21 protein-coding genes are annotated in these 21182 nt (G+C 66.0%); 16 read left to right on the top strand and 5 right to left on the bottom strand.

Annotated elements, in window-relative coordinates; all coding sequences use genetic code 11:
- Together ABC977_RS15865 and ABC977_RS15860 are read right to left on the bottom strand one after the other, a co-directional pair.
- On the bottom strand, nucleotides 1-516 hold a 516-nt coding region (locus ABC977_RS15865; RefSeq protein WP_369668254.1), incomplete at its 3' end, for a PA2778 family cysteine peptidase.
- A 43-nt stretch (nucleotides 517-559) separates the two neighbouring features.
- Nucleotides 560-940 carry a PA2779 family protein gene (locus tag ABC977_RS15860; RefSeq protein WP_369668253.1) on the bottom strand — a complete coding sequence of 127 codons (381 nt, stop codon included), beginning with the start codon at nucleotides 938-940 and terminating at the stop codon, nucleotides 560-562.
- A gap of 472 nt (nucleotides 941-1412) precedes the next feature.
- Here ABC977_RS15860 and ccoN point away from each other — a divergent pair, with 472 nt between their 5' ends.
- Genes ccoN through ABC977_RS15810 form a run of 10 tightly spaced genes read left to right on the top strand, consistent with a single transcriptional unit; the run spans nucleotide 1413 to nucleotide 10266 of the window.
- Entirely contained in the window at nucleotides 1413-2831 is a 1419-nt protein-coding gene (gene ccoN / locus ABC977_RS15855) for a cytochrome-c oxidase, cbb3-type subunit I (RefSeq protein WP_369668252.1), read from the top strand.
- Nucleotides 2832-2844: 13 nt separating this feature from the next.
- A complete protein-coding gene (gene ccoO / locus ABC977_RS15850; protein WP_369668251.1) occupies nucleotides 2845-3453 on the top strand; it encodes a cytochrome-c oxidase, cbb3-type subunit II in 609 nt (202 codons plus the stop codon).
- A gap of 2 nt (nucleotides 3454-3455) precedes the next feature.
- The gene (locus ABC977_RS15845; protein WP_369668250.1) at nucleotides 3456-3635 is read left to right on the top strand and encodes a cbb3-type cytochrome oxidase subunit 3; all 180 of its coding nucleotides are present in this window, start codon (nucleotides 3456-3458) and stop codon (nucleotides 3633-3635) included.
- Nucleotides 3632-4528 carry a cytochrome-c oxidase, cbb3-type subunit III gene (ccoP, locus tag ABC977_RS15840; protein ID WP_369668249.1) on the top strand — a complete coding sequence of 299 codons (897 nt, stop codon included), beginning with the start codon at nucleotides 3632-3634 and terminating at the stop codon, nucleotides 4526-4528. Before ABC977_RS15845 ends, ccoP begins: the two co-directional genes overlap by 4 nt.
- A gap of 9 nt (nucleotides 4529-4537) precedes the next feature.
- Nucleotides 4538-4888, top strand: coding sequence for a hypothetical protein (locus ABC977_RS15835; protein WP_369668248.1), 351 nt, complete (start codon nucleotides 4538-4540; stop codon nucleotides 4886-4888).
- Nucleotides 4885-6339 (top strand): cytochrome c oxidase accessory protein CcoG, encoded by a 1455-nt coding sequence (ccoG, locus tag ABC977_RS15830; RefSeq protein WP_369668247.1) that lies wholly within the window; start codon nucleotides 4885-4887, stop codon nucleotides 6337-6339. The genes ABC977_RS15835 and ccoG overlap by 4 nt, the downstream gene beginning before the upstream one ends.
- 15 nt (nucleotides 6340-6354) lie before the next feature.
- Nucleotides 6355-6873, top strand: coding sequence for a FixH family protein (locus tag ABC977_RS15825; protein WP_369668246.1), 519 nt, complete (start codon nucleotides 6355-6357; stop codon nucleotides 6871-6873).
- A complete protein-coding gene (locus tag ABC977_RS15820; protein ID WP_369668245.1) occupies nucleotides 6870-9326 on the top strand; it encodes a heavy metal translocating P-type ATPase in 2457 nt (818 codons plus the stop codon). The genes ABC977_RS15825 and ABC977_RS15820 overlap by 4 nt, the downstream gene beginning before the upstream one ends.
- Complete coding sequence (gene ccoS, locus ABC977_RS15815) at nucleotides 9323-9538, top strand: cbb3-type cytochrome oxidase assembly protein CcoS (protein WP_369668244.1); 216 nt, start codon at nucleotides 9323-9325, stop codon at nucleotides 9536-9538. The genes ABC977_RS15820 and ccoS overlap by 4 nt, the downstream gene beginning before the upstream one ends.
- Nucleotides 9538-10266, top strand: a complete 729-nt coding sequence (locus tag ABC977_RS15810; protein ID WP_369668243.1) for a sulfite exporter TauE/SafE family protein — start codon at nucleotides 9538-9540, stop codon at nucleotides 10264-10266. The genes ccoS and ABC977_RS15810 overlap by 1 nt, the downstream gene beginning before the upstream one ends.
- A 46-nt stretch (nucleotides 10267-10312) precedes the next feature.
- Here ABC977_RS15810 and ABC977_RS15805 read toward each other — a convergent pair whose 3' ends face one another.
- On the bottom strand, nucleotides 10313-11530 hold the full coding sequence (locus tag ABC977_RS15805; protein ID WP_369668242.1) for an argininosuccinate synthase: 1218 nt from the start codon (nucleotides 11528-11530) through the stop codon (nucleotides 10313-10315).
- Between the two features lie 422 nt (nucleotides 11531-11952).
- Between ABC977_RS15805 and ABC977_RS15800 the strand changes: the two genes are divergently transcribed.
- The 4 genes from ABC977_RS15800 (at nucleotide 11953) to ABC977_RS15785 (ending at nucleotide 16511) form a co-directional block, all read left to right on the top strand.
- Nucleotides 11953-13272 carry a sugar ABC transporter substrate-binding protein gene (locus ABC977_RS15800; protein WP_369668241.1) on the top strand — a complete coding sequence of 440 codons (1320 nt, stop codon included), beginning with the start codon at nucleotides 11953-11955 and terminating at the stop codon, nucleotides 13270-13272.
- A gap of 411 nt (nucleotides 13273-13683) precedes the next feature.
- Nucleotides 13684-14580 (top strand): carbohydrate ABC transporter permease, encoded by an 897-nt coding sequence (locus ABC977_RS15795; protein ID WP_369668240.1) that lies wholly within the window; start codon nucleotides 13684-13686, stop codon nucleotides 14578-14580.
- The gene (locus ABC977_RS15790; RefSeq protein WP_369668239.1) at nucleotides 14577-15413 is read left to right on the top strand and encodes a carbohydrate ABC transporter permease; all 837 of its coding nucleotides are present in this window, start codon (nucleotides 14577-14579) and stop codon (nucleotides 15411-15413) included. The genes ABC977_RS15795 and ABC977_RS15790 overlap by 4 nt, the downstream gene beginning before the upstream one ends.
- Before the next feature lie 6 nt (nucleotides 15414-15419).
- Complete coding sequence (locus ABC977_RS15785; RefSeq protein WP_369668238.1) at nucleotides 15420-16511, top strand: ABC transporter ATP-binding protein; 1092 nt, start codon at nucleotides 15420-15422, stop codon at nucleotides 16509-16511.
- Between the two features lie 250 nt (nucleotides 16512-16761).
- Here the strand turns inward: ABC977_RS15785 and ABC977_RS15780 are convergent, their stop codons facing one another.
- Both ABC977_RS15780 and phaE read right to left on the bottom strand, forming a co-directional pair.
- Nucleotides 16762-17829 carry a class III poly(R)-hydroxyalkanoic acid synthase subunit PhaC gene (locus ABC977_RS15780; RefSeq protein ID WP_369668255.1) on the bottom strand — a complete coding sequence of 356 codons (1068 nt, stop codon included), beginning with the start codon at nucleotides 17827-17829 and terminating at the stop codon, nucleotides 16762-16764.
- Nucleotides 17830-17875: 46 nt separating this feature from the next.
- Entirely contained in the window at nucleotides 17876-18958 is a 1083-nt protein-coding gene (gene phaE, locus ABC977_RS15775; protein WP_369668237.1) for a class III poly(R)-hydroxyalkanoic acid synthase subunit PhaE, read from the bottom strand.
- 393 nt (nucleotides 18959-19351) lie between these two features.
- Between phaE and ABC977_RS15770 the strand changes: the two genes are divergently transcribed.
- Complete coding sequence (locus ABC977_RS15770) at nucleotides 19352-20536, top strand: acetyl-CoA C-acetyltransferase (protein WP_369668236.1); 1185 nt, start codon at nucleotides 19352-19354, stop codon at nucleotides 20534-20536.
- A gap of 84 nt (nucleotides 20537-20620) precedes the next feature.
- Nucleotides 20621-21142, top strand: a complete 522-nt coding sequence (phaR, locus tag ABC977_RS15765) for a polyhydroxyalkanoate synthesis repressor PhaR (RefSeq protein ID WP_369668235.1) — start codon at nucleotides 20621-20623, stop codon at nucleotides 21140-21142.
- Nucleotides 21143-21182: the final 40 nt, after the last annotated feature.

The following is a 21182-nucleotide window of genomic DNA, read 5'->3' as shown; positions in this document are numbered from 1 at the left end:
TGCCCACGCGTCGGCGCGTGCCCACGACATCAGGAAGCGGCGGGCGGACAAGACTTGGCGTTCGGTGGTACCGGAGCGCAGGATGACCTGCTGCCGTTCGGCATCGAAGCCGACGACCACCGCGTAATGCCAAACCGGCCAGCGCCAGATACCGAGATTCTGCAGCACCAGCACCGGGTGGCCGGCGGCGAGTTCGGTCAGTAACGCGGTCAGCCGCGGGTCCAGTTCGTAGGCGAGGCGATCGTAGTAGCGGGCCGTCGCGCGGATTTCCGGCTGCAGGCTGCCTTGACGCGCCGGCAGGTAGACGCGCGGAACCAGTTCCTCCGGAGTGACTGCCTGTCCGCTCCAAGCCAGTACCGTGGCCAGTGCGGCGGGGCCGCATTGAAAGTCGTCCTGTGGAAAGAACGCGACCTCGTGGAGTTCGACGTTGCTTGGGGCGTCGCGGTCGGGCAGGTGTTCACTGATCAGCGGTGTGCGGGCGCAGCCGGTCACGGCGAGCGCCAGGCAGGCGAGCACGCAGCCTAGGGCGCCCCACGACCGGCTCGGGTCGCCTGCCACATCAGATGGCGCGGAAGATATCGATGACCCCCACCAGCTCGAGAATCAGCAGCACGACGAACACGAGGCCGATCACCGCCAGCAGGTCCCCGCCGGCGGGCAGGTCGTGCAGTTGGGCTTGCAGCGTGGCCAGCTCCTCGTTGGTGAGTTGGGCGATGCGCTCGGACACCTGTGCCGGATCCACGCCCATGCGCTCCATCTGTTCGGCCAGTGCCTCTTTCGAGAGGATCTCGCGGATGTCGGCGATGGTCTCGGCTCGGTCTTCCATCTGCATCAGCGTGGCGCTGTCGACCAGTCCGGTGTGCGCGACACTCATGGTGCCGGCGAACATCAGGCTCAGGCCGGTGAAGAGGACGAACAGCTGCTTCAGGCGTTGCTTCATTGATTTCTCCCCAGACAGTGGCTCAGGCGCGCGGACGGGCCGAATACCCTTGCGACGATGCAAGGTTATTGGCGTTGCGCGGGCAGCGCAACCCGACGGCGCCGGCACTTGAGGCCGTCGCGGGTCGGCGACGCCAAAGGGGCCGACTTTGACCCCTTATCTCGAAGCCGCGGCACCCCTTTATGGCGGTCCTTGCCGTTCCGCCAGAGCGGCCGACGCTGCACGGTTATCTCCGAGCAGCTGATGGCGCCCGCGTCGGACTCTTTGCGGGTCCTCCTCGGGGGGCCGGAACCCACCTTTGTGTTGACCGGCGGCAGGGTCCGGCATCATTGGGACGGAGTAAACTGAGCCTCTCTGGCGCTGGCATGGACCGCACGGAGAACCGGATGGCCCGTTTTGGGTGGCGCTGAGTCCGTCAGGGCCGCGGTCGAGAGGACGGGCCTTCGTCCAACCTACAGTGGGGTGGAGTATCATGACGACTGCCGCGGCCTATAACGACACCGTCGTCCGCCAGTTCACGATCATGACCATCGTCTGGGGCGTGATCGGCATGCTGGTCGGCGTCATCATCGCCGCCCTGCTGATGTGGCCGACCCTGACCTTCGACATTCCCTGGCTCAGTTACGGCCGCCTGCGACCCCTGCACACCAACGCGGTGATCTTCGCGTTCGGCGGCAGCGCCCTGTTCGCGACCTCCTACTATGTGGTCCAGCGCACCTGCCATGTGCGCCTGTACGGTGGCCCCTTGGCGGCCTTCACCTTCTGGGGTTGGCAACTGGTGATCCTGCTGGCAGCGATCACCTTGCCGCTGGGGCTGACCCAAAGCAAGGAATACGCCGAACTGATCTGGCCGATCGATGTGCTGATTGCTCTGGTCTGGGTGGCCTATGCCATCGTGTTCTTCGGCACGATCGCGACCCGGCGCGTCAAACACATCTATGTCGCGAACTGGTTCTTCGGGGCCTTCATCCTGACCGTCGCGGTGCTGCACATCGTCAACAGCCTGGCGCTGCCGACGAGCTTGACGCATTCGTATCCCGTCTATTCGGGCGTCGTCGATGCGATGGTTCAGTGGTGGTACGGTCACAACGCGGTCGGCTTCTTCCTGACCGCCGGCTTCCTCGGCATGATGTACTACTTCGTCCCGAAACAGGTTGGCCGCCCGATCTATTCGTATCGGCTGTCCGTCGTACACTTCTGGGCGCTGATTTCCCTCTACATGTGGGCCGGCCCGCACCACCTTCACTACACGACGCTGCCGGACTGGGTCCAGACCCTCGGCATGGTGTTCTCGCTGATGCTGTTGGCTCCGTCCTGGGGCGGCATGATCAACGGCATCATGACCTTGTCCGGTGCCTGGCACAAGCTGCGCACCGATCCGATCCTGAAGTTCCTGATCGTATCGCTATCCTTCTATGGCATGGCGACGTTCGAAGGGCCGATGATGGCCATCAAGACGGTCAATGCACTATCGCACTACACCGACTGGACCATCGGTCATGTCCATGCCGGGGCGCTCGGTTGGGTGGCGATGATCTCGATCGGCTGCGTCTACATGCTCGTGCCGCGGCTGTTCGGCAAGGCCGAGATGCACAGCGTCAAGGCGATCGACCTGCATTTCTGGGTCGCGACCATCGGGGTCGTGCTCTACATCGTCTCGATGTGGATGGCCGGCGTCATGCAGGGCCTGATGTGGCGCGCGATCAACGAGGATGGAACCCTGACCTACACCTTCATCGAGACCGTTGCGCGCACCTATCCCTTCTACTGGGTGCGGCTCCTCGGTGGCGTCCTGTTCCTGTCCGGCATGCTGATCATGGTCTGGAACACCTGGCGAACCATCCGTGGTGCGAAACCGGCCGAGGTGCCGGTCATGGCCCCGGCACACTGAGGAGGTCACAGCCGTGAAGCACGACTTCGTCGAGAAGAAGGTCGGCCTGATGGCGGTCCTGATTCTCCTCGTGATCAGCGTCGGCACGCTGGTCCAGATAGTCCCGCTGATCTTCGATGCGCAGGTCCGCGATCCGGCTCCTGGGATCGAACCCTATCCGCCGCTCGAATTGGCCGGCCGGGACATCTACATTCGCGAGGGCTGCTTCGGCTGCCACTCGCAGATGATCCGGCCGTTTCGTGTCGAGACGGAGCGCTACGGCCATTATTCGTTGGCTGGAGAATCGGTCTACGATCGGCCCTTCCAGTTCGGGTCCAAACGCACCGGGCCGGACCTCGCGCGGGTCGGTGGTCTCTACAGCGACAAGTGGCACCGGTTGCACCTGATCGATCCGCGTCAACTGGTGCCGGAATCGAACATGCCGGCCTACCCGTGGCTCGCGACGCGCGAGGTCGATCCGCGCACGGTCGAACGGCGGATGCGGGCCTTGCGGCGGCTTGGCCATCCCTATACCGATGAGGATATCGCCGGCGCCCAGGCGGCGACCTCCGGCAAGATGGAAATCGATGCCCTGATTGCCTATCTGCAAGGGCTTGGGACCAATCTCGAGCGAGGTCGCTAGTCATGGCTGGCAGCGACTGGCATGGGCTCTGGACCCTGCTGCTGATGGCCGCCTTCGTCGGTGTCGTCGTTTGGGCCTGGAGCGGTCGGCGGAAAAAAGACTTCGACGAGGCGGCAAATCTGCCCCTGCAAGAGGACGAACGGGATTCCGATGACGATTCGAACAAAGGAGGCTTGCGATGAGCAGTTTCTGGAGCGGATGGATCATCGTTCTGACGGTGGGCAACATCATCGCTGCCGTGTGGCTGCTGCGTTGGACCTCGAAGATCGACCCCGACGAGGTGGCCTCCGGTACGACCGGGCACGTCTGGGATGGCGACCTCGAGGAGTACAACAACCCATTGCCGCGTTGGTGGCTGTGGTTGTTTTATCTGACCGTGGTCTTCGCCGTGGTCTATCTGGCGCTGTACCCGGGGCTCGGCAATTTCCCGGGGCTCCTCGGCTGGAGTCAGACGGGTCAGTACGAAGAAGAACGCGTGCGGATCGAGGAACGCCAGCGGGTCTTTTTCGCGCGCTTCGACGATCTGTCGATCCCGGAACTCGCGCGCGATCCGGATGCGATGGCGGCGGCCGCCAACATCTTCGCCAACCGCTGTGCTCAGTGCCACGGCTCCGATGGCCGTGGTGCGCCCGGTTTTCCGAATCTCACCGATGACGATTGGCTCTGGGGCGGGGACGAGCGCTCGATCCTGACCAGCATTCGCGACGGGCGAGCCGGCATCATGCCGCCAATGGGATCGGTGATCGGCGGCGAAGAGGGGGTCGTGCGGATGGTCGAGTACGTGCGCGGGCTCGCCGGCCTCGATCACGATCCCGAGATGGCCGCGGCCGCTGCCCCCTTCTGGGCCATCTGCAGCGCCTGCCATGGGCCCGATGGCACCGGGATGAGCGCGGTCGGGGCGCCGAACCTGACCAACGAGGACTGGCTTTATGGCTCCGATCGGCCGCGCATCGAGGAGACAGTCAGCCGCGGTCGCCAGAACCAGATGCCGGCCCAGTTGCCGATCCTCGGTGAACAGCAGACGCGGCTGATGGCGGCCTATGTCATGCGTCTGTCCGGTCAGGTCACCGATTAGCGGGTCGCCATGAAACCGATCCGCCGCGGCCGAGTGTCGGAGGACCAGCCCCAGCGGGCACGACCCTGGCCGCGGCGGCGCCGGGATATCGCTTATGCGTTGTGGGTCTCCTTTCTGATGGCGACGGCCGCTTTCGTCGTGTTCTTCGCGATGGTCGACCCGGAGCTGCTGTCCGGCACCACGGCACCCGGCTGGGAGATCAGCCGCAAGGCCGGCTACGGCATCGGCTTCTGTGGCTTCTGGTTGCTGACCGCGAGCACGGCGGCCTTCGTCATCTGGTTGATCCGGACCGAACCCAAGGACCCGACCGCCGCAGCTTACCGCGAAAGGCCCGATGCGCGTCGCGGTGATCCCTCGTGAGGTCCCGTCCACGGCGCGGGCCGGTCAAGAGGGGGCGGACCGCGCGCCCGCGGCGGGGTGGCGAGGACGCCGGGCGGGCTGCGCAGTCTCTTTATGTCGCGCACGAGAAGATCTATCCGCGCGAGGTCCAGGGGCGCTACGCGTCATTGCGGTGGCTCGCCGTCTGGTTGCTGCTCGGCCTCTATTACCTGCTGCCCTGGATGAGCTGGGATGGCCGCCAGGCCGTCCTGTTCGATTTGCCGGCGCGCAAGTTCTACATCTTCGGCCTGACCTTCTGGCCGCAGGACTTCTTCTTCATGGCGTGGCTGTTGATCATGGCCGCGTTGATGCTCTTCTTCGTCACGGCGATCGCCGGGCGCCTGTGGTGCGGCTATGCCTGCCCACAGACCGTGTGGACCGAGGCCTTCCTGTGGATGGAGCGGATCACCGAGGGTCGCCATGGGCGGCGGCGTAAGCTCGACGAGGGCCCCTGGACCCTCGAAAAGCTCGCCCGCAAGGGCACGAAACAAGTCCTGTGGATCGGCTTCTCGCTTTGGACCGGCTTCACCTTCGTGGCCTATTTCACGCCGACGCTGGAGCTCGGTCACAAGGTCCTGACCTTCTCGACTGGCGCTTGGGAGACCTTCTGGATCCTCTTTTACGGCTTTGCGACCTACGGCAATGCCGGATTCCTGCGCGAGCAGGTCTGTAAATACATGTGTCCCTACGCGCGTTTCCAGAGCGCGATGTTCGACAAGGACACGCTGATCATCTCCTACGATGCGCGTCGCGGTGAGCCACGCGGTCCGCGCAAGATGGATCTCGACCGCCAGACGTCGCCGTTGGGCGACTGCATCGATTGTCATCTGTGCGTGCAGGTGTGTCCGACCGGGATCGACATCCGCGAGGGCTTGCAGATCGAGTGTATCGCCTGCGCCGCCTGTGTCGACGTCTGCAACGGCGTGATGGATCGGATGCACTATCCGCGCGGTCTCGTCCGTTACTCGACCCATCATGCGATGGAGGAACAGCGACCGAGCCGGGTCTGGCGTGCGCGCGTGCTGATCTATGGTGCACTGCTGCTTGCCTTGCTGATCGGCTTCGGTGCCGCCGTCGCGAACCGCAGCACGCTGATCGTCGATGTGATTCGCGATCGCAATACGCTGTACCGCGAGCGAGCAGGCGGCCTGATCGAGAATGTCTACACGCTGACGTTCGTCAACAAGACCGAGGTCGAACGCCAGTACCGGATCGCGGCGCACGGCATCGACGGCTTGGTGGTCGATCTCGATCGGCCCCAGCCCCTGGTCTCGGGGCCGGGTCAGGTCCTGCGGGTGCCTCTGCGCTTGCAGGCACCCTCATCGGCGCTGGCGTCGGACATCGTCGAGGTCACGCTGACCGTGGAGGCGAGTGGTGAGGTGCCGGCCCGCATCGAGCGGCGGGCGCCATTCGTGGGTCCGGGTGCACGCTGAGGGGGAAAGATTGCGATGAGATCGAACGCCGCGGAACCCGCCGAGACGACGCCCTGGTACCGGCAATTCTGGCCCTGGTTCCTGATCGCGCCGCCGGCCGTCGCGGTGGTCGGCGGTCTGGCTACCCTGTGGCTTGCGCTCAGTTCCCCGAATCCGCTCGTCGTCGACGATTACTCGCGCATCGCGCGCGCGATCGAGAAACGCCTCGAGCGCGATCAGGCTGCGGCGGCCCTCGGTCTGCGCGCGGAGATTCGGATCGTCGCGGCGGCGGGGCTGGTCCAGGTCCATCTGTACCCGGAAACGGTCCAGCCCGAGGCGCTGGAACTGCGGTTGTCCCACCCGCTGATCGAGGAGCGCGATCGAGTCCTGCCCCTGACCCGGGTGCCGGATGGCTGGAGCGCTGAGCTGGAACCGCCCGAGGGGCGTTGGTACGTCCAACTCTATCCGGGTGACCGTGTCTGGCGTTTGTCGGGCGAGCTGACTGGCTCGCGCTCGCTCGTGCTGGTCCCACCCGCTTACGCCGACCCGCCATGACGGAAGGCTGCTTCCATTGTGGTGAGGCGCTGACCGGTACCGAGCCCTGGTGCGTCGAGATCGATGGGCAGCGGCGCCGGGTCTGCTGCCCGGGCTGTCAGGCCGTTGCCGAACTGATCCGGGACGCGGGTCTGACTGGCTATTACCAGTACCGCAGGCTCCCGGCGGAGCGGCCGTTCGAATTGGTTGCGGGTGATCGCCCCGATCAGTCTTGGCAGCCGTTCGACCGTCCGGATCAGCTCGATGCGGTCAGCGCGCCGATCGGCGACGGGTTGCGGGCCTGCACCATCTTCGTCGAAGGCTTGCGCTGTGCGGCCTGCAGCTGGTTGATCGAGCGCCGCCTGGAACAGGTGCCCGGCGTGTGCGAGATCCGTGTCAACCCGTCATCGGCCCGTGCGCGGCTCGTCTGGGATCCACGGACCTTGCCGCTCAGCGCGGCGCTCGGCGCGCTCGCCCAACTGGGGTACCGACCGCATCCGGGCGCGGCCGGCCTTGCCGAGGCCGTCCAGCGCGAACGACGCGCCGCGCTGCGCCGTCTCGGCGTGGCCGGTCTCGGCATGATGCAAGTGATGATGTATGCGGTCGCGCTCTGGTTCGGGGCCTTCCAGGACATGGAGCCGGGGCTCGAACACCTGCTCCGTTGGGTCAGCCTGTTGGTCGCGACGCCGGTCGCCCTCTACGCCGCCTATCCCTTCTATGTCGGCGCGTGGCGAGACCTGCGCGGCGGCCGTCCAGGCATGGATGTGCCGGTCGCGCTGGCGATCGGCGGTGGCTGGCTCGCGAGTGCGTGGCATACGCTGATCGGTGCGGGCCCGGTCTATTTCGAGTCGGTGACCATGTTCACCTTCTTCCTGCTGCTGGGGCGCTACCTCGAGGCCGGTGCACGCTATCGTGCCGGCGATACGCACGAGGCCTTGGCCCGGCTGCTGCCGGCCTCGGCGCGGCGGCGCAGTGTGCAGGGCGATTGGGAGACGGTCGCGCTGCGCGAGCTCGTGCCTGGCGACCGGCTGTCGGTGCGCCACGGCGAGACCCTTCCGGCCGATGGCCGCTTGCGCGGCCCGGCTCGGCTCGACGAATCCATGCTGACCGGCGAGGCTCGGGCGCGTGAACGTGCGGCTGGCGAATCGGCCTGGGCCGGGAGCCTGAATCTCGGCGATCCGCTCGAGCTGGAGGTGCAGCGCACCGGGGCCGAGACCATGGTCTCGGCGATCGGGCGGCTGCTCGATCGCGCTCAATCGGAGCGGCCGCCGCTCGCGGTGAGCGCGGATCGCGTCGCGCGCTGGTTCGTGTTCGGCGTGCTGCTGGCCGCGGCCGCGACCTGGTTCGTCTGGCATCAACTGGATCCGGCGCGCGCCTTCGAGGTGACCTTGGCCGTGCTGGTTGCGACCTGTCCCTGCGCGCTGTCGATCGCGACCCCGGCGGCCTTGACGGCGGCGACCGGGTTTCTGGCCCGCCAGGGCCTCTTGGTCACCCGCGGCGGGGCCATCGAGGCCCTGGCGCGGGTCGATCATCTCCTCTTCGACAAGACCGGCACGCTGACGCACGGCCGGCCTCGGATCACCGATGTCACCGCGTGCGGCGAGCTCGACGAGGAGCAGGTGTTCGGGGTCGCCGCGGCGCTGGAAACCCTGTCCGAGCATCCGATCGCGCGGGCCTTCACGGTCGCTGCGCCGATCGAGACGGCGCGGGACGTCCAGGTCGTGCCGGGGCTCGGTATCGAGGGGGAGGTGCTGGGTCGCCGTTGGCGCCTGGGTCGACCGGATTGGGCGCTCGGGCTGGCGCGCGACACGCCGGAGCCAGCAGCCGGCGGCGATGAGACCCTGGTCTATCTGGTCGATGATCGGGGTGTCGCCGGCATCATCCGCTTGGCCGACCAGGTGCGGGCCGGCAGCCGCGCCGCGGTCGACGAGTTGAAACGGCTGGGGCTCTCGATCGAGATCGCGAGCGGCGACCGTGCCGCGGCCGTCGCGCCGATCGCGGCGGCGGTCGGGCTCGATCGCTGGCACGGCGGACTGGCGCCGGAGGACAAACTGGCCCTGTTGCGCGCGCGGCAGCGGGCCGGCGCCCGGGTGGCGATGGTCGGGGATGGCGTCAATGACGCACCGGTGCTGGCCGGTGCCGATGTCTCGGTCGCGCTGGCCGGCGGCACGCCGCTGGCACAGACGAGTGCGGATCTCGTGCTACTAGGCGAGGCGCTGAGCCCGCTCGCCACGGGCGTCGTCCACGCGCGCCGGACGCTACGGATCGTGCGCCAGAATCTCGCCTGGGCCGCGGCCTACAATCTGACGATGCTGCCGCTGGCGGCGGCGGGGCTCGTCACGCCCTGGATCGCCGCGCTCGGGATGTCGGCCAGTTCGCTCTTGGTCGTGCTGAACGCGCTGCGCCTGTCAGGGGCGCCACGGCCGACGCGCAACAGGGCACCCGACCTGGTCGCGGACGGTGCCGGCGCATGAGCATCCTGTACCTGATGATCCCGATGGGGGTGATGATCGTCGTCGGCGCGGCCTGGGCCTTCCTGTGGGCGGTCAACAACGGGCAGTTCGACGATCTCGATAGCCCGGCGTGGCGAATCCTGCTCGATGACGACACCCGGCCGCCGCCAGTCGGTGGCGTCGACCCGGCGCCGACCGGCTCCGAACAAGGCCGTGAGGGTGGTGCCGGTTGATGGCGATCGACGCGTCCCTGCTCGCGGCACTGCTCGGTGGTCTTCTCGGGAGCGTGCATTGTCTGGGGATGTGCGGCGGGCTCGCCGGTGCCCTCGGCATGACCGGTGGCTCACTGTTCGCGATCGCCTACAGCGTCGGACGGATTGCCAGCTATGCACTGGCCGGCGCGATCGCCGGGGGCATCGGTGCCGGACTGGCGGGCGCCATGGGTCTGGGACCCTGGCTGCGGTTGGTGATGGGCCTGGTGCTGATCCTGCTCGGCCTGCAGGTGGCCATGCGGATGCGTCTGCTTGCGCCATTGGAAGCGGCCGGGGCACGTCTCTGGCGGCTATTGGCGCCCATCACGCGGCGATTCCTGCCGCCGCGACACGCCGGGCAGGCGCTCGCGGTCGGTGCCCTTTGGGGCTGGCTGCCCTGTGGTCTGGTCTACGGGATGCTGGCCGCCGCGGCCGGCACCGGTGGTGCCGCCAGTGGCGCACTTTTCATGGCCGTGTTCGGGTTGGGCACGGCCCCGGCGATGATCGGTCTGTCGTGGGCCTCGGGCCGGGGCGGGGACTGGCTCAACAGGCATCGGCGGACACTGGGTTGGCTCTTGATCGCTTTCGGTGTTTGGACCGCGGCGACCCCCCTGATGCACCTGTCCGCGAAGCCGGCGGATCAGCACGCCCGGTCGATGACCGGGGAGCCAGCGGCATCGTGCCATTCGTCCCAACCGGCCGGGAGCTGATGCCTCGCCCGCTCACGGACGGCCCCGGCCGATCCTGGTTCGTGCGCTAGCGCCGGCGCCCGGCGACCCGCAGTCGCAACGCATTGAGCCGGATGAAACCGGTCGCGTCGCCCTGGTCGTAAGCGCCGGCATCCTCCTCGAAGGTTGCGATCGACGCATCGAATAGGCTGTTGGTGTCGGATTTGCGGCCGACGACCAGCACGTTGCCCTTGTAAAGTTTGAGCCGGACCACGCCGTTGACGACGGCCTGGGTCTGGTCGATCGCGGCCTGGAGCATCTGTCGCTCCGGCGAGAACCAGTAACCGTTGTAGACGAGCTCGGCATAGCGCGGCATCAACGTATCCTTCAGGTGCGCCGCCTCGCGATCGAGCGTCAGCGATTCCATCGCGCGATGCGCCTTCAGCAGGATGGTGCCACCGGGGGTCTCGTAGCACCCGCGCGATTTCATGCCGACATAGCGGTTCTCGACGATGTCGGCGCGGCCGACCCCGTTTTCGCCGCCGATGCGGTTGAGTTCCGCCAGTAGCTCGGCCGGCGCCATCGCCTGGCCGTCGAGCGCGACGCAATCGCCGCAGGCGAAGGTCAGTTCGACGTAGGTCGCGCGATCCGGTGCCTGTTCCGGCGGCACCGTCCACCGCCACATGTCGCTGCCCGGTTCGCACCAGGGATCCTCGAGATCATAGCCTTCGTAGGAGATGTGCAGCAGGTTCGCGTCCATCGAGTACGGCGACTTGGTGCCGTCGCGCTTCATCTCGACCGGGATGCCGTGCCGCTCGGCATAGGCCAGTAGCTTCTCGCGCGACAGCAGGTCCCATTCGCGCCAGGGGGCGATGATCTGGATGTCCGGCTTCAGCGCGTAAGCGGTCAGCTCGAAGCGCACCTGATCGTTGCCTTTGCCGGTTGCGCCGTGCGAGATCGCATCGGCGCCGGTCTCGACGGCGATCTCGACCAGGCGTTTGGCGATCAGCGGCCGCGCGATCGAGGTTCCGAGCAGGTATTCGCCCTCGTAGAGCGCATTCGCGCGGAACATCGGGAAGACGAAGTCGCGGACGAACTCTTCGCGCAGATCCTCGATATAGATCTCCTTGACCCCGGCCGCCTCGGCCTTGGCCCGCGCCGGCGCCAGCTCCTCGCCCTGGCCGATATCGGCGGTGAAGGTCACGACCTCGCAACCATACTCCTCCTGCAACCACCGGAGGATCACCGAGGTATCGAGCCCCCCCGAATAGGCCAATACCACCTTCTTGACTGCGCTGTGCGCCATGGACAGACTCCAGGTTGACGAGAAAACGCCATAGTATAGAGGGGCGCGCCCTGCTTGAGGGAGAGAGCCATCGTCGCGCCAGGGCCGAAGCGCGAACCCCCGGCGGCGTGCCGTGATTCTGATCGACCGGGACGGACACGCCAGGCGCCGAACCCCGGGCGGGCTGGGCTGGGCGTATGCCTGTGGCGAGGCCCGCCGAGACCTCATGGTCGAAGCCGCTGTTTTGCTGAGCAACTGACATGACCGTCGAGACGATCCCGTCACCGTCCTTGTCGCTTCGCCGGCGGCTGTTCGTACGCCCCCCGCGGACGGGTTCAAGGATGGCGGCACGGTGGCTCGGGTCCGCCGGGTCGCACCGGCCTATCCAGCATCTCATGGTCACACCCTGCACTGCGGTGCGTTGGCCTGTTCGGCTCGCGTGCTTGTCGATCATCGTCGGAGCGATCCTGATCGGCGCCTGTGATGCAGAAAGAAACGGCAACGTCGGTGTCGAGCGGATACAGGTCTGGGCCCATGCCGGGCGCGAAGCGGAACGCCGGACGCTCGAACACCAGATTGCGCTGTTCGAGGCGCGGCACCCGACGGTGGCCGTGGAGCTGACCTTCATACCCGAAGGGTCCTACAACGGGCAGGTGCAGGCCGCAGCACTGGCGGGGCAGCTGCCGGATCTGTTGGAGCTCGATGGCCCTTACATGGCGGCCTATGCCTGGCGTGGCTGGCTGGCGCCGTTAAGCGACCGGTTGCCGCCCGATCTGCTCGCCGATCTGTTGCCGTCGCTGATCGATCAGGGGACTTGGCGCGGGACCCTCTATGCGCTCGGTCCGTTCGATTCGGGGCTCGGCCTGTGGGCCGACCGGCGTACGTTGGACGCGGTGGGTGCGCGGATTCCGGGCCATCCCTCCGAGGCCTGGTCCCTCGAAGAGTTCGAGGCGCTGCTCGAACGCCTGGCCGCACGGGATCCGGGTCAGCCGGTGCTGGATCTCAAACTGAACTATGGCGATGAGTGGTTCACCTACGCCTTTTCGCCACTGCTGCAATCGGCCGGGGCCGGTCTCGTGGCGGCGAACGCCGAAGGGGCCGCGGGGGTGCTCGACGGGCCGGCGTCGGTGGCTGTCCTCGAACGCGTGCAGCGGTGGTTCGCGCGCGGTTGGGTCGACCCGAACCTCGATGACGCGGCCTTCCGGCTCGGGCGCGTGCCGCTGGCGTGGGGCGGGCACTGGAACGCCCCAGCCTACCGGGACGCGCTCGGCGAGGATCTGCTATTGCTGCCGTTGCCGCGGGCCGGATCGCGCTCAGTCAGCGGCCAGGGCTCTTGGCAGTGGGCCATCTCCAGCCGGGCTCGGGATCCGGATCGGGCCGCCGAACTGTTGGCCTTCCTGCTCGCCCCGGATCAGGTGCTCGCGATCAGCGCGGCAAATGGCGCGGTGCCGGCGCGTCTGTCGGCGATCGACCGCTCCGCCGATTACGGCGAAGATGGTCCGCTGCGCCTGTTCGTCGCGCAGCTGCGCGACGGTTACACGCAGCCGCGGCCGAAGACCCCAGCCTATCCGGTGATCAGCGAGACCTTCGCACGGGCCTTTCGGGATATTCGTCACGGGGCCGATGTCGGAGCGACCTTGACGCGCGCGGCGCAGCGCATCGATCGCGAGATGGCTGCCAATCGTCACTACCCACATACCCATCTCGATGACCGCGCCGGGGCGGCCGCATCGGCTTTGGGGAATGAGCAGGAGCCCGGGTGACGACTCGAGGGGACCTTGAAAAATTGCCATCCGGGCAATCTTTCAAGACGCGAAGCGAAAATGCGATTTCCGCTTCGCTTCATTTTCCGTCGCTTAGGCGACTGAAAATGGCGGGGCATCCTTGCCCCGCGCGGGCACCTTGAATTTTTCAAGGTGCCCTTGACGTGGGAGGTACAGCCGAACGCCCCGTGACGGGCTCTCCGGTCGCGAGGATTCACGCGACGGGGTGGCCTCGAGCGTCAGGTTGGACGGCGTGGCGGGTCATCCGGCCGGCGTGGTCCGTTTGCCGGGACGACATGGGCGGCGATGCTAGAATCGAGGCATGAGCTCCGACGTGACCCTGATGTCCGCTCGCTGTCGTCGTCGGCGGGCCGTCCCGGTCGTAGCCCGTGACCAGCGGGGACCTCTTCGATGATCGCATGGCGACATCAGGAGGCCCGTGCCGCGTGGCTCTTGATGTCGCCGGCCTTGCTTGGTCTCGGCGCCTTCATCCTGCTGCCGTTCGCGCTGGCCCTGGTGATGTCCTTTACGAGCCTGCGACTCGGCTCGCCGTTGTCGGTCGAATTCGTCGGTCTCGACAACTACCGCGAGGCGTTCGCCGATCCGGCCTTTCGCCGCGGCCTGCTGAATAATGCGCTGTTCGCGCTGATCGTCGTGCCGATCCAGACGGCCCTGGGTCTGGCCCTGGCCTGGTTGCTCGATCGTCAGCTTCGCGGTCGTTGGTTGTTTCGGACTCTGCTGTTCATGCCGGTCGTCTTTCCGTTGTCGCTGGTGGCCGTGATCTGGGTCATCCTGTTCGCGCCGGGACCCGATGGGCTGCTCAATGGTGTGCTGTCGGCGTTGACGCTCGGCGCCTGGACGCCGCGGGACTTCCTCAACGATCCCGTCTGGGCGCTGCCGGCCGTGATGCTGACATCGATTTGGCAGGGGACCGGTTTTCAGATGGTGGTGCTGCTTGCCGGGCTGCAAGCGATCCCGCGGTCCCTCTACGAGGCGGCGGCCGTCGATGGTGCCGGGGCCTGGCGCCAGTTCTGGCATGTGACGCTCCCAGGTCTGCGTAACCCACTGATCTTCGTCGTGATCGTGACGACGATCCTGTCGTTTCGGGTCTTCGATCAGGTGCGGATCATGACCCGTGGCGGACCGCAGGATGCGAGCACCACGGTGATCCACGAGGTGGTTCGGACGGCCTTCGACCGCGGTCAGGTCGCGTTGGCGGGGGCCATGAGCGTGATCTTTTTCCTTCTGGTGCTGGGCCTGACGTTGGTTCAGCGCTGGTCGATGCGCCAACGCGAGGAGGGGAGATGAACGGTCGGCCGATCCTCCCGATGATCGCGACCTATCTGGTGCTGCTGGCGGTCACACTGGTGTTCTTCGGCCCGGTGCTCTTCATGCTGGTCGGGAGCCTGAAACCCGATGAGCTGGTGCTGGCCGAGGCGGCCAGCTGGCGCGGGTGGGTGCCGGAATCGGTGAGTCTGGAGAATTACCGCTCGGTCTTCGAACGGGTCCCGTTCGGCAGCTACCTGGCGAGTTCGCTGGTCATCAACGGCACGATCGTCGGGTTGGGCCTGGTCGTCAATGCCTTCGCCGGGTACGCGCTCGCGCGCTTGCAGTGGTGGGGGCGCGAGGCGATGCTGGCCGTGGTGCTCGCGATCCTCGTGATCCCGTTCGAGGCGATCGCGATCCCGTTGTTCTACCAACTCTCGGCGCTGGGCTGGCGCGACGATCACTTGGTCCAGGCGATCCCATTCGTCGCCAATCCGTTGGCCATCTATCTCTTCTACAGCTTCTTCCTGGGCCTGCCGAAGGCGTTGGAGGAGGCGGCGCGGATCGACGGTGCCGGTGTGTTCCGGACCTTCGTCGCGATCGTGATCCCCAACAGCCGAGCGGCCTTTGCCAGCGTTGCGATCGTGACCTTCCTATTCCACTGGGGAATATATCTGTGGCCCTTGCTGATGACCACGTCGGAGTCGGTGCGTCCACTGCCGTTGGGGATCGCGACCTTCTACACGCTGCCGCCGCTGGCTTGGGGCGATATCCTGGCGTTCGGTGTCTTGATGGTGCTGCCGGTCCTGGTGGTCTTCGTGGTCTTTCAGCGGTGGTTCGTGGCCGGCGTGGCGGCGACCGGGATCAAGGGTTGATGCCTGATGGCCAGTGTCGCATTCGATCGGGTGGTCAAGAGGTTCGGCGCCCATACCGTCATCGAGGACCTTACGCTCGAGATCGAGGATGGCGAATGGCTGGTGCTGCTCGGTCCCTCGGGTTGCGGCAAGTCGACGCTGCTGCGGATGCTGGCAGGGCTAGAGGACCTGAGCGCCGGCGAGATCCGCCTCGATGGGCGCGTGGTCAACCGGTTGGGACCGCCGCAGCGCAACGTGGCCATGGTCTTTCAGAACTACGCCCTCTATCCGCACATGACCGTGCGCGAGAATCTGGCATTCCCGCTGCGGATGCGGCGGCTCCGCCGCGTCGATCGCGACGAGCGCATACAGGCGGCGGCCGACATGCTGGGGCTCGGCGGCTTGTTGGAACGAAAGCCGGCCGAGCTCTCCGGCGGCCAGCGCCAACGGGTCGCGATGGGCCGAGCGATCGTCCGCGAGCCGTCGGTGTTCCTGATGGACGAACCCCTGTCGAATCTCGATGCCCGGCTGCGGGCGCAGATCCGCATGCAGATCGCCGAACTCCAGCAGCAGCTGCGGACCACGACCCTGTACGTAACCCATGATCAGGTCGAGGCGATGACGTTGGGGCAGCGCGTCGCCGTCATGGATCAGGGCCGGTTGCAGCAGGTCGCCGCGCCGCTCGAGCTCTATCAGCGACCGGCGAACCTCTTCGTCGCGGGGTTTCTCGGCAACCCGCCGATGAATCGATGGGTTGTGCAGCTCCGAGCCGACGACGATCGGTTCGAGCTCGGATTGGCTGGACAATGGATCCCGCTGCCGGGTCCTCCTCCGGCCGAAGCGCAATACGTCGGGCTGCGGCCCGAGGCCCTGGTGCCGCCCGCCCCCGGGGCGCCGCGGATCCGAGTCCGGGTCGATGCCGTCGAGGCGTTGGGCTACGAGACCCTGATCCACTTCGCTGATCGCCAGGGGCTCGATGACGGGGCCATGACGGCACGGTGGCCGACTGGCGTCGAGCTAGCTAGGACGGGGGACCTAGTCGAGCTGGCCCCGGATCTCGCGGCGCTGCATTGGTTCGATCGCGACGGTCGACGTATCGCGGGCGACGGGAGGAGCTGACGGCCATTGCCGCTGTGCGCGCCAGCGCGATGTAGGTGCGGCTTCAGCCGCACGAACCTTTGGCGCGGTGTGCGCGAGCGCGGTACGAGCCCGCGCCCCAACAGCCGCTGGCGCGACAACCTTGATGGAAACCCGCGGGCTGCGGTGCGGTCGGGAACCGCGCCACACGGGTTTGACGATAGAGGACGGCCGCGGGACGCGGTAACGTCAAGACCCGCATCGCCGAACAGCCGTGGGCTCGCGTTGACCGTCAATCGCGCTCATTGAGCCAGTTGCCGATCGCCGGGGTGACCTCCTTCTGTGCCTTGCCGCTGACATAGATCCCGATATGGCCGCCGGGAAATGCCAGTTCGGTGTAGTCGTCGCTCGAGGTCAGGCCCTTGAGTGCCCTCGACGCGTCCGGTGGCACCAGGTGGTCTTGCAGGGCATAGATGTTCAGGATCGGGCATTCGATCGCCTTCAAGTCGACCTCGCGATCGCCGATCCGCACGCCGCCGTTGATCAGTCCGTTCTTCTGGTAGAAGTCCTTGATGAATTGCCGGAAGGTCTCGCCGGCCTGATCGGGGCTGTCGAAGATCCACTTCTCCATCCGCAGAAAGTTCTTGACCTTGTCGCCGTCGTCGAGCAGATCGACCATGTTGATGTACTTCTGACCGGTCAGGCTGAAGGGCTTCAATGACAGGAAGGTCCAGTTGAGCAGCTCCCCCGGGATGTTGCCCATGGTGTCGACGGCCAGGTCGATGTCGACGTTCTGGACCCACGCCGACAGCAGGTTGTCCGGGGTCTTGAAATCGACCGGCGTCACCATGGTGACCAGATTCTTGACCTTGTCCGGATGGAGCGCCGCGTAGCAGAGGCTGAAGGCGCCGCCCTGGCAGATGCCGAGCAGGTTGACCCGGTCCGTGTCGTGGACCTCGCGCAGGTAGTCGACGCAGCGGTCGATGTAGCCGTTGATGTAGTCGTCGAGGGTCAGGGCGCGATCGGCCTGATCCGGGTAGCCCCAGTCGATCAGGTAGACATCCTGGCCGGTGGCCAGCAAGCCTTTGATCGTCGAGCGGTCCTCCTGCAGGTCGGTCATATAGGGCCGGTTCACCAAGGCGTAGACGATCAGCAGCGGTGTCGGTTGGGTCTTGACCTGCTTCGGCCGCTGGTAGCGGTACAGGACCAGTTTGTCTTCGCTGAAGACGACGTCCTTCGGCGTCACGCCGGTATCGATCTGATCCGCATCGAGGAGATTCTGTACGCCTTCCGTCAGTTTGCGGCTGTAATCCAGCATCTCCTCGGTCAATTTATCGGGCCGGATAGCGATGGGAAACACGGACACGATTGTCTCTCCTTAACTAGCTGCAATGAGGCAGGCGTTGCTATTTGCTCGTGGGTTTCGTGGTGGGCTTGGTCGTCGCGCGCTTGCGCGTCGTCGCCGCCGGCGCCTGCTTCAGCGCCATCGGCGGTGGGGCGGCAGCCGCCTCCACGGGCTTGTCGTCGATCAGGCGTTTGAGCTGCGCGATCTCGCGGCCCTGCTGCTTGATCTGCCGGCGAGTCTCCTGAAGGCGATCCTGCAGCGTGCGCAGTTCGCTGCGTGTCGGCATATTCATCGCCCCGAGGGTCTCGTCGACGGCGATCGACATCCGTTGCTTGAGCGCCATCTGCGCATTGACCAACTGACCATGGATGCGGGCGTACTCGGCGGTGCTGACCTCTTCGGCGTAGACCTGTTCACAGCACGCGACCCACGAGTCGTAGAGCAGGCGCCCGGATTCGATCGGTTCGCCCTTGTCGCCCTTCGTTTGCAGGAAGGTGCGCATTCGCTCGACGGACTTGACCCCGAGTTGGGCGAAAAAGCCCGTGTATTCGCGCAATGCCGCCTGGTACTCGAGGGACTTCTTGATCAGGTCCTGCGTCTGGGCCTGTTCCTCGCGGGTGTAGCCAAGCCCGGGGGCGGACAGGAATCGATTCATGCTGTCCTGGACCTGGTCATGCGGCATGTTGCGCAGCAAGTCGCCAGGCATCGGCGACAACGACGACATGGTTCGCTGCCAGTTATCGAGCGGCATCTCCCAGAAGGCCATCAGCCGACGCAGCGTCTGATCGCTGTCCTGCTGCCCGCCGGCGAAGGCCTTCTGCCAGTCGTCGAGGGTGCGTGACAAAAGGTTCCAACCTTGTTGCGCGGCGTCCCCGCTCGCGTCGCCGGGCAGACCCTTGGTCCAGGTCTCGGTGAGGCCGAAAAACGACTTGCCCTGGTCGACGAGCTTTTGCATGAAATCCCGAACGAGATCGTTTGGGGCCGCCGGCGCCATGGCTTGCCACCAGTGGTCGATGGCATTGAACCAGGGATTGGTCGGGGCCTGATCCAATCCCATCGCCTTGCGGCCGATCTCGCTCCAGCCTTCCCAGTACTTGCGTTGGATCTCCAGCCAATCGCTGGTGTTGGATGCCGTATCGGTCACGATGGTCACCTCCTATCTCGAAATCAGTCGCTGGCGCGAAGCTAGCATGGATGTTTGTGCGCCGCAACAAAGGGCACGCCGAACGGGCGCCCATTCGCCCGGCCACCGCCGAACGAGACCCGGGTGGTGGCGATGGTTGCCTAGGGCCATATCATCGCTCATAGGTCGGCAGGATGGACAGGGCGACGTAGCCCAGCGGCTGCGGTGGCCGGGGCCGGAAGAGCGGTGCGGGATGCCCGACGTGAGCTGATCGAGACCACCGAGGCGTTGTCGAGGTGCCAGTAAGCCGCGCGCCAAGGCTTCCCGCTGCGGCGAGCGTACCCACCGGAAACCGAAATTTGCGACAATGCCGGCTCTGGTTTGATTTCCATCGCCATCGGGCAGAGTGACAGCATGAACGAAAAAATCGTGATCGTCGCCGCCGGCCGTACGGCCGTCGGCAGTTTCGGTGGAGGGCTTGCCTCCCTTGCCGCGACGGAGTTGGGTTCCACCGTAGTCAAGGCCCTGCTCGAAAGGACTGGGATCGCCCCCGAACAGGTCGACGAAGTCATTCTCGGGCAGGTCCTGACGGCTGGCGCCGGGCAGAATCCGGCGCGGCAAACGACATTGAAGGCCGGGTTGCCGGAGAAGGTCCCGGCGATGACGATCAACAAGGTCTGCGGCAGCGGCTTGAAGGCGGTGCATTTGGCGATGCAGGCGGTGGCCTGCGGGGACGCCGAGATCGTGATTGCCGGCGGGCAGGAGAGCATGAGCCAGTCGACGCATGTGCTGCCGCGTTCGCGCGAAGGTCAGCGGATGGGAGATTGGGCGATGAAGGATTCGATGATCGTCGATGGCTTGTGGGACGCGTTCAATCAGTGCCACATGGGCACCACGGCCGAGAACATCGCGACGAAGTACGGGTTCAGCCGCGACGCGCAGGACGCCTTTGCCGCGGAATCGCAACGCAAGACGCAGGACGCGCAGCAGGCCGCGCGTTTCCGCGACGAAATCATTCCGGTGGCGGTTCCTCAGCGCAAAGGGGATCCGGTGATCGTCGATCGTGACGAATTTCCGCGGCCGGGCACGACCGTCGAGGCCCTGGCCAAGCTGCGCGCGGCCTTTGCGCCGGATGGGACCGTGACGGCGGGCAACGCGTCTGGGATCAACGATGGCGCCGCGGCCGTGATCGTGATGACTGAAACCAAGGCGAAATCCCTTGGTCTGAAGCCATTGGCGCGGTTGGTGGCCTTCGCCAGTGCGGGTGTCGACCCGGCGATCATGGGCACCGGTCCGATTCCGGCGTCGACGAAGTGCCTGGCCAAGGCCGGCTGGACGCCCGCCGATCTCGACCTGATCGAAGCCAACGAGGCGTTCGCAGCGCAGGCGATGGCCGTGAATCAGGACATGGGCTGGGATCTGACGAAGGTCAATGTCAACGGCGGGGCCATTGCGATCGGCCACCCGATCGGCGCCTCCGGCGCCCGTGTTCTGGTCACGCTGCTCTACGAGATGCAGCGTCGGGATGCGAAGAAGGGGTTGGCGACCCTGTGCATCGGCGGTGGTCAGGGCGTTGCCTTGGCCGTCGAGCGGGATTGATCGACCCGCGGCGGGGGACACGACCGGATCGAGCTCGCCGGTCCGCCCCTTGTCCTTCGCCGTCCTTGGCCGGAGGTGCCAGCCATGAGTAAGTTACGGATCATCAAGAAATACCCGAACCGCCGGCTCTACGACACCGAGGTGAGCCGTTACATCACGCTGATCGACGTGCGGGCCCTGGTGATGCAGCGCGTGGCCTTTCAGGTGATCGACACCGGCAACGACGCGGATATCACCCGAGCCATACTGCTGCAGATCATGCTCGAGGAGGAAAGCGGCGGCGAGCCCTTGTTCTCGGCCAGCATGCTCGCCCAGATCATCCGCTTCTACGGCGGTACCTTGCAGGGGCTCTTCGCACGCTATCTAGAGGAATCGCTCGACATCTTCGCTCAGCAGCAGCATCAATTGCATCAGGCCTGGGGAGACACGCCGTTCGACGCGATGAGCCGGCTCGCGCAGCGTAACATGCAGCTGTGGGCCGAGGTCCAAGAGGAGTTCCTGCGTGCCGCTGGCTTCGATGCGGCCGCCCAGCGGCGGGATGACCAAGCTCCGCAGCCCGGCCGCCGCGACGCGGATCCTGAGCCGAAGGGGCTTGACAAGAGGTGAGACGGTCATTATTGTGCACTGCAACAAATGCTGCAACGCA

The organism is Thioalkalicoccus limnaeus, from assembly GCF_041197575.1.
In the GTDB taxonomy this organism is placed as follows: Bacteria; Pseudomonadota; Gammaproteobacteria; order Chromatiales; family Chromatiaceae; genus Thioalkalicoccus; species Thioalkalicoccus limnaeus.
This window is presented reverse-complemented; position numbering and strand designations above follow the sequence as displayed.